This window comes from Prevotella herbatica, from assembly GCF_017347605.1.
GTDB lineage: Bacteria > Bacteroidota > Bacteroidia > Bacteroidales > Bacteroidaceae > Prevotella > Prevotella herbatica.
The window spans coordinates 329,690-342,869 of the sequence record NZ_AP024484.1; the positions used below are offsets into that span (position 1 = coordinate 329,690).

Sequence of the window (13,180 nt, forward strand, 5' to 3'; positions counted from 1 at the left end):
AGTTATAAATTCTGAAACACTATACACATTTTTAAGCTGTTACTGATAATCAGTATAGTTGCATGAAATCCTTTACTGAAAAGATTGGCACATCAAAATGCTATATAAATCTGTTTATTTTAAAATTTTATTTACAAATAGATATAAATTTTCTAGCTTTATAATTCGAAAGAAAGGCATTACTGTGATTTGCTTTACTGCCAGAGACACGGCTTAATGGTGGGAGGAAAAAAACGATTCTGGTATTATGCATTGATCAAATCCCATCGTTTTAGGTACAAATACGTGCTAATAATGTAGAAACCATGTAGGAAAGATGTAGGAAAAGGCACTAATATACATGGGTTAATATACTGATTAGTAATTATTTAAGTCAAAAATGTAGGTAGTGTAGGTTATTTTTCTTTTTTTCTGGAATCTTTTTCTATTTAGGGGGTAGTATTCTCCATAAATATCCCTTTATTTTAAGTCATTTCACACTTACTCTATTAAAAACTAATCTTTTAATTACATTGATTTTATTGACGTTTTTTCCTTATATTTTTATTTCTTCCATGAATATAGGCTGCGCTCGGCATAGCTCAAGCTAGCTTGGCTCTGTTCTCACTTGCAAGATATTTCCGCGAGAAACGCGTGAACGGCCGTTATTGTAGTTCTTTATATTCATCAACATAGTTTTTTACATGTATGAACGGCCATTTCTCTCGCAGATTACGCAGATAATCGCAGACAAACCCCAAAAACTACACTAACCACTAACTGTCTTTCTCTGCGAAATAATGCAGCCTGCTGCATTCCTCTGCATTATCTGCGCTATCAGGTGTAGGCAAGTAATCCATGCTATTGCTGTTTGTCTGCGTGAATCTGCGAGATCTGCGGGAGAATCGGCCGTTCACATATACAAAGAACAAGCAATAAAACAAAAAGAAAAAAATAAAAGGAAAAAAAACAATCGGCGAGCTCTTTTAAAAAAAGAGCCCCCACACTCGCGTGTGAAGGCTCTCCAATACATCCCCACTGGGCTTGTACTCTTCTTAGACTAAATAGCCTTAGAAGAATATGAATAGAACTAACTATTCATTAATTATTTATAGTGATAATTATTTAGACGTCCTTCGGTTCTCACGAACCTACTCTTCACATGAACTAGCCATGAGGGACATCGTAGAATTGAGTTATATCTTATTTGTCATATTATGCAGTTTTCTGCATATTTGCAAGTTATTCTGCGGTATCACCCGCTACTCTACACTTAACCTGAACAGCATTACCAACATGCGATATCGGTCTTCAAGTTGTGTTATTATAGGCCGTTTATTGTAACTGCTGTTTGCTCTGTATATCAATGACAACATATCCAAATTGATATTCACCATCATTTCGCCTATTGTGTAACGATAGAAACGTGGGAATGATTTAACTCTCTCTACTACCATCCCAAGCATTCTGTATATTGCCTTATATATTGGGAGTTCTTAAATGGATTTCTTTTATGTGCCGACCGCTTTAAGGCGGTATTTAACTCATTCTTCATTTTCTAAAAATTCTAAAATGATAAATAGATTAATATGCTAGGACAGCCCGAACATAACTGCCATAACTACTAGTTTTACTAATTCCATAGTGCAAATGAATAAATGAACTACTAAAATTTACGTGCACTGGATCATTAGCATCTGTTTCCGAAGCAGACCAAAAATAATAGGCACCAGATTGAGGAATAATTCGATCTCCACCAGAATTTAACAGTTTCGTATTCAAATTATCAAAATACGTACCTGACAAACCTGCTATTAGATAATTATCAATACTCAATGTACTTGTTCTAAGACCTTTTATTATTGTTAATTGACTTGCACTCCATGTACCAAGATTTTCAATTATATCCCACAATTCACCTGCACTAAGAAGATACCATCCTGTATTTATAAATGGTGATGTCTTAGTTCTAACAGTTCCATCATTATATGTATAGCAATAATACCATGCATAATTGCTACTTGTATTTACATATGATGGATTATAGTTTAAAACATCATAACCACTACTAACATCATCAAAGCATGTCTTAAAGTTTGTAGCATAAAGATGACCGGTACTTGTATGATCGGTATATGGTGAATTGTTTACACTTGACCAAAGGCAAATATTTCCGCCATTGGCATTCTTCAAAGCCAATACCCTGCCATGACGGCAACCTGCATCATATTGCGCCTGGGTAATCTCGCTCGAATAGATTATACCAACTGTTTTACCAGCCTGAAATGTTGTTCCATTTGTACCATCACTGTAAAGGTAGTTCCCTATAGGAGCATCACCAAGATACATATTATTTCTGCCACTAACAATTGTTGCCTTGTAGGTAACTCTGGCATCTCCACTGCCACCTCCTGTGCCAAGTGTGATACCGCACTGATAATTAAGGTTGCGGTATACATTAAAGTTTGTAAGGTCTGTCGTTGTGGGTGAAGAATTTGTTACACCACCTAAGTATATACGGTATGTTGACGTCCAGCTGTTGCTTTTGGCATACACCAACAGGTAGCTGGCGCTTGCTGATGATGATGTGGGGGCATTGACACTGTTTCTGGATTTCTCGTCTGTGACACTACTGTTGCTGCCGCACAGATTCTCATATACATAATAAGTCTTGGACAAGGATGTCGTCTGGCTCAAACCGCTCACGGCGGTAAAGTTACCATAGCTGCTTGCTCCTGCTGGAGGACCAGCAACATTAGAGGTTGATGCAGGAACATGACTGCCTGTGATATAGCTGCTAAGGGGAACGTTGCAGAGCTGATAGCCCGTGATCGTCACGCCGCTTACAGGAGTTATCGTGAAGCTCACCTTACCGCACTGATGATATAGAGGGATGGCAAACTGATTGGTGCCAGGATCTATTGTCGGTACATCAATATGACCTATCATCATTGCCCCTGTACTACCAGCTGTACTACCGTTGTTCTCTAAATCTGCAGGGCTGCCTATCGTTGTGTACATTGCATTCAGCTTATCTATTGTATTCACACCTGCAAAATAGCTTGATGAGCCTGTATTGGCGATGGCGTAGATTTTACAGTTGCTGGCTGAACGTGTGGTTACAGGGACTGAAACTGAACCTGCTGCCACTGAAGGCTGATACGTGCTGCCAATCAGAGAACCACTTGCATCGAAGATCATTACAGTGATATCGCTCACGATATTCTCATTGGCTGAAGTAATGGCACGTGTCTGGTTGCCGTCACTGATGCAGAAAGTCAGCTTCACTGTTGTTGTGTCTCCGCTATTCTGTGAAGTCGAGGAGAATTCCTCGCCTGCACAGGATGCAAGAATTAGACATAGGGACAGTAGAAATGCTGGGACTGAAAGGGAATATATAGTGTGATATCTGTTCATTTTGCTTATTAACTTAACTATGATGAATGTAGATGATTACAAACATACTTTCATATCTAGTAGAAGATGGTGCCGCTGTTTACATCGCTCCACGGCATCACATTAATATTGACACCCATCTTTCCCACATCAACAACGATTGCTTTGTCGTCTTCGGGTGAAAGGGTTATAGGATCTCCGGAGGAGTCCGTAGTACGCTTGAATATCGGGTTGTCGTTTTTGTAAAGGGTGAAGGTAACCTTCTCACCATTAGCCGTGGGAAGGGCATTGATAATATCCGTAGAGAACACCCCATTGCTGTCGAAGCCTCCATGAGGTTCATAGACCACGCTGTCACCCTTGATACTGCCGTCGAAGGCTAGGGCACTGCGGAAGCCTTCTATCTTTACAGTGTAGTTACCCTCTCCCATCTGGCTGAGAAGGTTGCGGATCACGATATGGATGCGCACGTTCTTGTTCTCCATCGTTAGAGTAGCAAAGCTGGAGTCGCGCAGTGCATCGCCGGGACTGTAGCTGAAATCTCCGTAGCAGATATAGCTCATCGGAGTGACCTCAGTGATGGTGCCTGCAGATCCGCTCACAGATCGGGAGGCACCAGAGTTGCGGAGTCTTGCACAGACACTGCTCAAAGAATCTCCCAAGACAGGAGGAACGAGCTGAACGCTGTCACCACTACCTAATCCCACTGCCACAAGTCGCATTGTCTGGCGGTTGTCGAAGCAGAGATAGTAGCGACCGTCGGGTTCCCTGGATACCTCATGGGAGTAGCGACCGTCTATAAACATATAGGCATGCACGCTACCTGCCACAGAATCAGGCAGTACTTCGCCTGACCTCGTGGCAAGGCGAACGCCCACGTTGTACTGCACACGAAGGCTCTCGTCGTCGTTGATGCAGCTACTTACAAGGGGCGGAAGCATAGCCAGAAGGATGCAGGTGATAAGTATATGCCTAATTTTCATTGAGCTTTAGTTTTATTGTTGCTATTTGATTACTGTTATTCGTATTACTGCTATTCAGAATATACAGTTATTAGTTGAACACATTACTCTGATTAGCGGGTGTAAAAGACTGCACTGTGATGTTTGCCGTTGCGTTCTCAGGGTCTATAGGAACAGTAGGATCAGAAGAACCCTTGCCCTGAATAGTCACGTCGATGATATAGTTCTTGTTTGGATAGATCTGCTTTGCAGTGCCACCGTCAGGTATAGTACCGACTGATGAGTTATAGTTGATGTTGACAGGATAGTAGACTGGAACTTTATTAGCACCTGTACCGTCAGGATCGAAATCACCTCTGATAACAAGGCGGGTTGAGGTTGCTGCACTACTAGGCATGCTATAAAGATAGAGAATATTAGTCACTGACGGGGATACGATTCCCCAGTTATAAGTGCTACCTGTATTCACGCCGCTCAGCGTAGGATTCACTGGAGTGAAGCCTATAGGTGAAGCTGTGCCAAGATACGACTTGAGGTTTAAAGAAACTCCTGATTCTCCTTGCTGAGGGGTTCCCACGGTGGCAAAGGTAGAGTAGCTTGTCATATTAGCGGCGTCTACAGGATAAAAGTCAAGCTTATCAGGAACATTTGACAGGAAAACAGCAGTAGGTTTGAACGTTGCAGCCGAGTAGGCACCAGTGGCACTGAAGTTCACGCTGAGTGATCTGAGGGTAATCTTTGATACCATGTGATATACGTCTACAGAGGCTGAAAAGGTTGGTGATGATCCAGCAATGGTGCTGATACCAAACATGGGAAGATTGTTATTGACAACAATTGTGGCAGAAGGATTTCCGCCTGCAAGGGCATCGTCAATACCAAGCGTTTTGCTCTCAAAGTCTGCCATATCCTTGGCACCAGTAAAGGTTCCAGCTGGAGCATTCACTGCAACAAGGACCTTATCACCTTCAGCAAGCTGACTTGTCGTGATAGAAGGAGCTGTAGGATCTGAGGCATCCTGTATAGTCTTGACCGGATATTTACCATTTGTGTCAAGGTTCTTGTCAAAGATACCTATCGTGACGCGGTTGATTTTATTCTCAGCATCCGTACCAGGATCTGTATAGGCTGCCGCACGAGTGTCGGCAGGTTTCAGATTTATCTTCAGGGTCTGAGTACCCGTTGAAGGCTTCTCTGTGCTCAGGTTTTCATCACCTGCGCATGATGTTAATAAGCCCTGCATGGCAATGGTTGCCAATGCGAAGAAGGCTAGTATTGCTGGTTTTGTTCTCATAACTATAAATCAATTTAATTATTAATATTCTTTTTATTACTTTTATTTCTTATATTCCTTTTCATTCCTTTATTTTATTTCATCTTCATCAGTTCGCTCAAAGCTTTGTCTGCCTGAGTAACTCCGGCTGCCTTTGCCATCTTCAGGTAAACCTCTGCCTTATCGCGGTTGCCCTCGCTAAGATAAAGGAGTCCCATATTGCAGTAGGCTCTTGAATCGGTTTCCCAACGCTTAAGATACTTATGCGCAAGGGTTGCGTCGTTGCGTGTCAGAGCAACACCGGCAGCGTTGATGTTTGCCTCTGGATTATCTGGGAAGAGACGCGCTGTGAGGTCCACGATGTCGTTGTATTCGCGAGAGCCTTTCTTATAGAATCCAGCTGTGGCATAGAGTTCACCCAGTGTCATCGTGGCTGGGTTTGAACCGAGATGCTGCATAGCAGAGTTACTGTCAAATCCATCGTGACGGAAGGTCAGTGTATATTTGATGCGGTAGACTTTTGGAAAGATGAACTTCACCATATACTCATAAGGCATGCCATGACCGATGTTCTGGATTTCACGCTCACGACCGTTGACTACGTCAATGCTCTTGATGATGTCTACAACGGCTTCGCGAAGGTTCATGCCGCTACCTGCTACCAGCGAAGAGATGCTGTCCCAGTCTTCAGCAAGCCAGCCTACAGTGAGGTCGTTGCGGTTGGTGAGCTTCTGCCTCATCAGGTATTTCTTCAAATCAAGGGAACGTTCCATAGCCTCACTCTCGTTGCGGCGGTAGTTGCCGATAGGAGCACCGAAGCCGTTGATGCGAAGACCTACGAGGCTTGTTCCGTAACGCTGGAGCTCACTTTTCACGTCAGTGGCGATGGTATTGAACACGGTGCGGTTGAATCTGCTGCCACTAAGTTTGGCGAGTGACTTGTTGCCGAAAATCTGGATTTCACCGCTGCGATGGAACTTGTCAATATCTGAGCCCTGAGGCTGAAGGAACTGAACATAGTCCATCAGGTTATAATAATGCACATTGGGATCGGGATTATCGTTGCTCATGTCGTGGAGGTAGATGTTCTTCAGCACAAGGTCCTCGTAAACGTGTCCGCGATGACCGGTGCAGTTAAGCTCCTCGCTCTCTACATACATGCGGCAGTCCTGCATCCAGTCCTTATAAGGAACTGTGGTGTCGTAGATGAAGTAGCGCTTGGCAGCATGGCTGTCCTTGACAACGATGGGCATGTTGCGGCGATTATCGGAAAGGACTTCTGTGCGATGAGCATCGCGCTCACGCTCACGACCATTGATGACCACTGAGGAAAGCACGGAAACCGCACTGTCTGTCTTAAGGACAGGAGTGAAGACGAGCGACTCACAGCTTCCCACGACACTGCTGTCATAGCTTACCTTCATGCGTACACGGAGAAGGTCACCCTGACGGGTGAAGTTCTCGGAGTTGACGTAGATCTGTCCGCCGTAGACAGTCTGGGCGGATGCTGCGGATACCGTTCCGCTGAAGGCAAGAAGAAAGAATGCAGATTGTAATAATTTCATTTCTCTATAAATATTATTTCATTGTTATTATCTTATTATTATCACTTGATGATATATACCAGTGATACGGAAAGGGAGACAGGACCGACATAGTCCCTACCCTTTGTATATTCAAGGTAGCCATAGGTTCCCTCACGGTAATGGCGGTAGCGCAGATGAAGGTAGCCCGCAGACAGAGAGGTATCTATGCCCCAGTGAGGAGAGAGTATTCGATGGAAACCGAAGGTGAGTCCGGCACCGTTGAAGTTGCCTTCAGCACGGTGATTGGTAAGGCGGAACACAGGTATGCGGTTTAGGTTGAAACCTCCATGAATACCAAAGAGTCCGATGTAAGGACCACGGAAGGACTTGCGGAACCAATGACGGGCTTCGTACTGGACTGACCAGTTCTTCCATTTACGGTCACTACCGTAGGATATCGGGCAGTAGGTAGAAGAAACGCTCAGGGTAAGGGTACTGTCAAGGCGGACCTCAGTACCCAGGGATGGGATGCATAATGCGTCATAGAGCAGATTGGATTTCAGCGCTACATGCTGCGCATGAAGGCGCAAGGATGGCATAGATACCAATAAAAGCAAAAATGACTTTAATATAATATCACTCATCCTACATTTCGTACTATGAAATTTTAATTTACTCATCCAATTATCTCTTCTATAATTACACGTTCCGTTACTTTACAAGTAACAGAAAGGAACTGAAGACTTTTAGGGTATAAAACTGCACGAAGAGGGCTGGCACGCGTAAATGTTGTTACGTGTGACAGGAGGATATAGATGAGAAAATATTTAAAATATGTTCAAATATGAATATGTTTTGAATGTCTGTGTCCTCATTAATATGTTTTTCCGCGGTTTTTGGTTAATTAATGCAAAATTATATGTAACTCAATAAATTAATCACTACATTTGCCAAATAATATTTATAGCTGTTACTTGTAAAGTAACGGCTGTTTTTATTTGTACCTGAGAGTCTGTGTTATGGGCGTAATCGCCTGTCAAAAAAGACTATTCAATACTTCATTTATTTTCCACGCACCTGCATACTTTTCTGTTGGCAAGCCCTATCTCTTTGGCATTGAAGCCCTTGAGATATATCTGCGTGGTCTTGATGTCGGCATGACCGAGAGCGGAACTGATCACCTCCACAGGAACATGACAGTACAGAGCTGTGGTAGCCCAAGAATGGCGGATGGTGTAGGAAGACACATGAGCCTTGATACCAAGCTTACTGGCAAGACGCGAAAGACTGGCGTTGAACTTGCGAAGCAATGACTGGTAATGGCGATAGCCCTCCTCGGTATTCATGTCAGAAGGGCATACTGCCGCTTTCTCTATAAGAGCAACTGTTTCTTTATTGACAGGAATACTGACACAGACTCCGGTCTTACGGCGGCTGTAGTTCAGAGATCCGTCCTTGACAGAGTCAGCGCCGACATGCTGAAAATCAACGAAGGGAATACCACAGAGACAATACATCAGCCTGGCTATCTGCTGGGCACGGATAAGGGCTGGACTGCTTACCTTGCCAAAAAAGAGTTTATTCAGGTCAACAGGCGACATCGCCTTCTTATGGCTTTTGTCAATGCCCGTAAAAACATCATGAAACAGGTTATAGACATGTTTGGCAAGCCCTGCATACACAGCTTTGTTATATAAGGCACGGAGCATGCGCATATAAGTGGACTGAGTATTGGGGGAATAATGCCGCTCTATAAGATACCTTTTAAACAGATGGAGTGAATTACGGTTTATCTCACTGAAACGGATAACATCGTGACCGAGACATTTACAAAATGAGCGCAGTGAAATGTCATAAAGGTGCGCGGTTGCAAAACGACCCTCTTGACGAAGGTCATAAATACAGGTTTGGGTAAAAGATGAGAATGTTACTGACATAATAATTAAAATAATATTTAAAAAGTGAATTACAAATTTACAAATCAAAGACCAATAAAAAGAACCCACAATCTCATTTTAAATTTAATAACAGACGAATCACTGTTATTTAAGTACAGATTATATATGTCAGTCAAAATAATAGACAAAGGGGGTTCCTTGCAGTTCCCCACTAATACTCTTTACTGTATATATTTGCAGTATCTGCTAAAACAGATGCATATTCCCGCAGATTTCTTTCTCTTTGTATGTAGCTATACTATCTGTAAAACGGCCTATTCTCCCGCAGATCTCACAGATTTACGCAGATAAATGCAAACAGCATGAACTACATTGTCTCTCGCAGATAAAGCAGAGGAATGCAGCAGGCTGCATTATTTCGCAGAGAAAGACAGTTTGCAGTTAGTTTTGTTTTGGGGTTTGTCTGCGTAATCTGCGGGAGATACAGCCGTTTACGTTGACACAACAAATCCGCTGGGAAATACTACGAAAAAGAAACTCTAAGGGAATCAAAAAGAGCCCCACACTCACGTGTGAAGGCTCTCAAAGACATTCCCCGCTGGGATGTACACTTCTTAGACTAAAATAGGTTATCAAATCATGTGGTATCAAATTTATATTTTCTACCAACATGTAGCATTTACATAAAATGCTTAGTGAAAAATCAATAAATTATTAAATAGAGATATCAATAACTAAAAAGCGAGAACAGGCCGAACATAGAAATAAGTGAGGTTCTTAACTGCAGAGGAAATATTGACATTAGACTTGTAGAAGAAAACTACCATAGCGTAGCTCATATCATACTCAGACGCAGACCAATACGCATAGTCTGAAAATGCGTTACCACCAGCTGCTGTTAGCGCATTGTTGATATTGGCTGTTGCTGTAGAACCGAGATAAAGATCATCATTTGAGGAACCCGAATACTGCTTACCGCTAAGATCAACCTTACCTAGGTTGGCGCAAACATCCCACCATTGACCGATACTTGGAAGATACCAACCACTATTGGTGAACTTGGATACATCCACATTGTAATTATTAGCAGCCTGCCATGCTGGAAACTGGTCGTTACTTTTATTATATCCTTTGGTAAATGTGCCGGTATAGCCAGTGTTAATATCGGTAAAATATTGATAAAACTTAGTAACTTTGTTAAGACCGGCATCGTTATAAAGAGGTTCCCAAGAAGTAGTTCCGACTATTGCATCTTTCAATGCTAATGCATATCCATGTGTGTAGCCTGCATTATATTCTGTAGGGCTTAACTGATCGGAGAATACTATACCCACAATTGTCTTACCAACGGTAGTTGTTCCTGTTGTTCCATCATCATAAAGATAATCACCGATATTTGCATCACCAATATATACATTACCACGTGCAGTTTCTGTGAGACAAGCAGAAGCGCCATTGTATTTATATATCTTATATTTAGATGCAGCAGGAGCTGTGCCACTTATTTTCCAGCCCTTAAGCTTGGTTATGTCGCTGATAGTATTCAGATTTTTACCTGTAATAGAAAGAGGCTTAGATGGATTAACCAAAAAGCGGTATTTACCTGCAGCTATATTTAATGGATTGTTAGCTGTATCAAACATAAAACGGTATGTATCTAATCTACTATATGTATAGTGAGCTTGATGAAGGTCCATTTCAATCATTGACATCTGATGAGACATTGTGAAGGAACTGCTACCTGTAGAAACATCAACTGTAGCCATTGAAACCATCAAGTCCTGAGCTGTGTAGTTGGTTTGTGTGCTTTGGTCAGCTGCAGGAGTCCAACCACTTATCAATGGGGCAAAGAATGCCTCGGCTGTTGTTTGTGTTGCATCATATTTATCGCTTGCAAGGTTTGCCTGATAAGGATAGTAAGCGAAATACTTTGCACCATCATAATAGGGTAAGATAGCTGTATTATCGCTGTTTAGCCAAGAAGTGCCGTCATAGGTGTATTTAGCATTGGTTAATGCCAAAGTTCCGTCTGACTTAACAGCGAATATGCCAATAGCATCACCACTACTGAATGTGGTTCCTGTGACATCATCTGTGGCACGTGTCTTTGCACCGTTGTTATCTACGGAAGCAAACATACCATCAGATACATTTATCTTCATACTCTTAGCAGTGGCGCTGCTTTCGCCTGTCAGAGTATCGTCTGAAGAGCAACCGCTTAGCGTCATTAATAATGCACAAGCTAATAGAACTGCATTTAATAATCTACTTTTCATTACTTTGTTTTTTGTAGTGATACTTTAATCATATTAATTACCTTGCAGAACTATTAGTTATCCTCAATCGTTCCGTCTCCAGGTTCTGGTTCCCATGGATTGGTTTGCATAGCATTTACATTGCTACTTGCAATTGGTTGCTGAACATCTGCTTCAATAACGAGGATTGAAGGACGCTGATACTCTTTTCTTTCTGTTTTCATTTGCATTTAATTGAATTATTTATATACTAAATCAAATCATTTATGTCACATTAAAATCGGGACACGTGTGATAAATTATTAATAGTTAAAAAGCCAAGACGGACCTAATAGTATAAGTCCCACTGTACTTACGGGTGTGAGACACGTCGATGTAAGTATTGATAAAGCCAATGATCACAGCATTGAGACCATTATACTCAGAAGCAGAACAATAGTAGTCATTAACCAGTGCTGTACCTCCAGCCGAGGTTATAGCATTGTTGACATTGGTTCTTACTGTTGAACCACTATAAATGTAGCCACCTACAGAACTGGAACTTTGCTGACTAGATAGATCAACCTTACCAAGATTGGCACTTACATCCCACAATTGGCCTATACTTGGAAGATACCAGCCACTGTTAGTGAAATGAGAAACGTCAACATTATAATTATTGGCTACCTGCCATACAGGATAGTCGCCGTTACTTTTATTATATCCTTTGGTAAATGTTCCATAATAACCAGAGTTAATATCATTATAAGAATTTTCTAAAGTGGTAACTTTGGTCAGACCAGCATCAGTTATTGGTCCCCAAGTAGGTCCTGAAGCACTGGCATCTTTTAGGGCAAGAGCATAACCATGAGTATAGCCTGCATTATATTCCGCAGAGTTTATCTCATTGGAGAACACAACACCAACTATAGTCTTACCACTGGTGGTTGTTCCTGTGGTACCGTCATCATAAAGGTAGTCACCAATATTGGCATCACCAAAACAAAAATCTCGTTTTGTTTCAGAAAGAAAAGCAGAAGCACCTTTGTATGTATATACTTTATATTTAGCGGAAGCAGGAGTTGTTCCACTTATTTTCCAACCTTTAGTCTTTGATGCATCAGTACTGCTATACTGATTTTTGCCCGTAACAGAAAGTGCTACCGAAGGATTGACCAACAAGCGATATTTACCAGCAGCAACATTAAATGGCTTGCTAGCTGCGTCAAACGTAAAGCGGTAGGTATCAGATCCGCCGTATGTGTAGTGATATTGAGGGAAATCCATTTCTACCATTGACATCTGATGAGACATAACGAATGAACTGCTACCTGTAGAAGCATCAACTGTAGCCATTGAAACCATCAGGTCCTGAGCTGTGTATTTATCTTGCGTGCTTTGGTCGGCTGCAGGAGTCCAACCACTTATCAATGAAGCAAAGAATATATTGGCTGTTAAATTACTGAAAGTTACGCTTGCGAAATATTTACCATCCATGCTTGCCTGATAAGGATAGTAAGCAAAATACTTTGCACCATTAATATAGGGCAAACGTTCCGTACTGTTAACATTTAGCCATTTAGATGTTCCATCATAGATATATTTGGCATTTGTCAGTACAATGGTTCCATCAGACTTAACAACGAATATGCCTATTGCGTCACCATTACTGAATGTGGTTCCTGTGACATTCTCTATGGCACGTGTCTTTGCACCGTTGTTATCTACTGAAGAAAACATACCATCAGATACATTTATCTTCATACTCTTAGCAGCGGTGCTGCTATCGCCTGTCAGAGTCTCGTCTGAAGAGCAACCGCTTAGCGTCATCAATAATGCGCAGGCTAATAGCCCCGCATTTAATAATTTACTTTTCATTACTTTGCTTTTTGTAGTGATACTTTAATCATAT

Annotated in this window: 10 protein-coding genes; all 10 read right to left on the reverse strand. The window is 41.9% G+C overall.

Annotated elements, in window-relative coordinates; translation table 11 throughout:
• Window positions 1–1,241 precede the first annotated feature (1,241 nt).
• The gene (locus tag prwr041_RS01375) at window positions 1,242–1,436 is read right to left on the reverse strand and encodes a four helix bundle protein (RefSeq protein WP_207154546.1); all 195 of its coding nucleotides are present in this window, start codon (window positions 1,434–1,436) and stop codon (window positions 1,242–1,244) included.
• Between the two features lie 127 nt (window positions 1,437–1,563).
• On the reverse strand, window positions 1,564–3,396 hold the full coding sequence (locus prwr041_RS01380; RefSeq protein ID WP_207154547.1) for a DUF4906 domain-containing protein: 1,833 nt from the start codon (window positions 3,394–3,396) through the stop codon (window positions 1,564–1,566).
• Between the two features lie 56 nt (window positions 3,397–3,452).
• Window positions 3,453–4,358 carry a FimB/Mfa2 family fimbrial subunit gene (locus prwr041_RS01385; protein ID WP_237072273.1) on the reverse strand — a complete coding sequence of 302 codons (906 nt, stop codon included), beginning with the start codon at window positions 4,356–4,358 and terminating at the stop codon, window positions 3,453–3,455.
• A 70-nt stretch (window positions 4,359–4,428) separates the two neighbouring features.
• The gene (locus prwr041_RS01390; RefSeq protein WP_207154548.1) at window positions 4,429–5,631 is read right to left on the reverse strand and encodes a fimbrial protein; all 1,203 of its coding nucleotides are present in this window, start codon (window positions 5,629–5,631) and stop codon (window positions 4,429–4,431) included.
• Window positions 5,632–5,705: 74 nt separating this feature from the next.
• A complete protein-coding gene (locus prwr041_RS01395; protein ID WP_207154549.1) occupies window positions 5,706–7,175 on the reverse strand; it encodes a tetratricopeptide repeat protein in 1,470 nt (489 codons plus the stop codon).
• A 41-nt stretch (window positions 7,176–7,216) separates the two neighbouring features.
• Window positions 7,217–7,816, reverse strand: coding sequence for a DUF3575 domain-containing protein (locus prwr041_RS01400; protein WP_207154550.1), 600 nt, complete (start codon window positions 7,814–7,816; stop codon window positions 7,217–7,219).
• A 378-nt stretch (window positions 7,817–8,194) separates the two neighbouring features.
• Window positions 8,195–9,073, reverse strand: a complete 879-nt coding sequence (locus prwr041_RS01405; RefSeq protein ID WP_207154551.1) for a tyrosine-type recombinase/integrase — start codon at window positions 9,071–9,073, stop codon at window positions 8,195–8,197.
• Window positions 9,074–9,768: 695 nt separating this feature from the next.
• Window positions 9,769–11,310: a fimbrillin family protein gene (locus tag prwr041_RS01410; protein WP_237072274.1), complete on the reverse strand. Its 1,542-nt coding sequence runs from the start codon at window positions 11,308–11,310 to the stop codon at window positions 9,769–9,771.
• A 53-nt stretch (window positions 11,311–11,363) separates the two neighbouring features.
• Window positions 11,364–11,513, reverse strand: a complete 150-nt coding sequence (locus prwr041_RS01415; RefSeq protein WP_207155707.1) for a hypothetical protein — start codon at window positions 11,511–11,513, stop codon at window positions 11,364–11,366.
• Window positions 11,514–11,598: 85 nt separating this feature from the next.
• On the reverse strand, window positions 11,599–13,146 hold the full coding sequence (locus tag prwr041_RS01420) for a fimbrillin family protein (protein ID WP_237072275.1): 1,548 nt from the start codon (window positions 13,144–13,146) through the stop codon (window positions 11,599–11,601).
• Window positions 13,147–13,180: the final 34 nt, after the last annotated feature.

Excerpts from the sequence above, each read along its gene's own strand:
- prwr041_RS01375 (WP_207154546.1), bottom strand. The coding sequence starts at position 1,436 with ATGGTAGTAGAGAGAGTTAAATCATTCCCACGTTTCTATCGTTACACA.
- prwr041_RS01380 (WP_207154547.1), bottom strand. The coding sequence starts at position 3,396 with ATGAACAGATATCACACTATATATTCCCTTTCAGTCCCAGCATTTCTA.
- prwr041_RS01385 (WP_237072273.1), bottom strand. The coding sequence starts at position 4,358 with ATGAAAATTAGGCATATACTTATCACCTGCATCCTTCTGGCTATGCTT.
- prwr041_RS01390 (WP_207154548.1), bottom strand. The coding sequence starts at position 5,631 with ATGAGAACAAAACCAGCAATACTAGCCTTCTTCGCATTGGCAACCATT.
- prwr041_RS01395 (WP_207154549.1), bottom strand. The coding sequence starts at position 7,175 with ATGAAATTATTACAATCTGCATTCTTTCTTCTTGCCTTCAGCGGAACG.
- prwr041_RS01400 (WP_207154550.1), bottom strand. The coding sequence starts at position 7,816 with ATGAGTAAATTAAAATTTCATAGTACGAAATGTAGGATGAGTGATATT.
- prwr041_RS01405 (WP_207154551.1), bottom strand. The coding sequence starts at position 9,073 with ATGTCAGTAACATTCTCATCTTTTACCCAAACCTGTATTTATGACCTT.
- prwr041_RS01410 (WP_237072274.1), bottom strand. The coding sequence starts at position 11,310 with ATGAAAAGTAGATTATTAAATGCAGTTCTATTAGCTTGTGCATTATTA.
- prwr041_RS01415 (WP_207155707.1), bottom strand. The coding sequence starts at position 11,513 with ATGAAAACAGAAAGAAAAGAGTATCAGCGTCCTTCAATCCTCGTTATT.
- prwr041_RS01420 (WP_237072275.1), bottom strand. The coding sequence starts at position 13,146 with ATGAAAAGTAAATTATTAAATGCGGGGCTATTAGCCTGCGCATTATTG.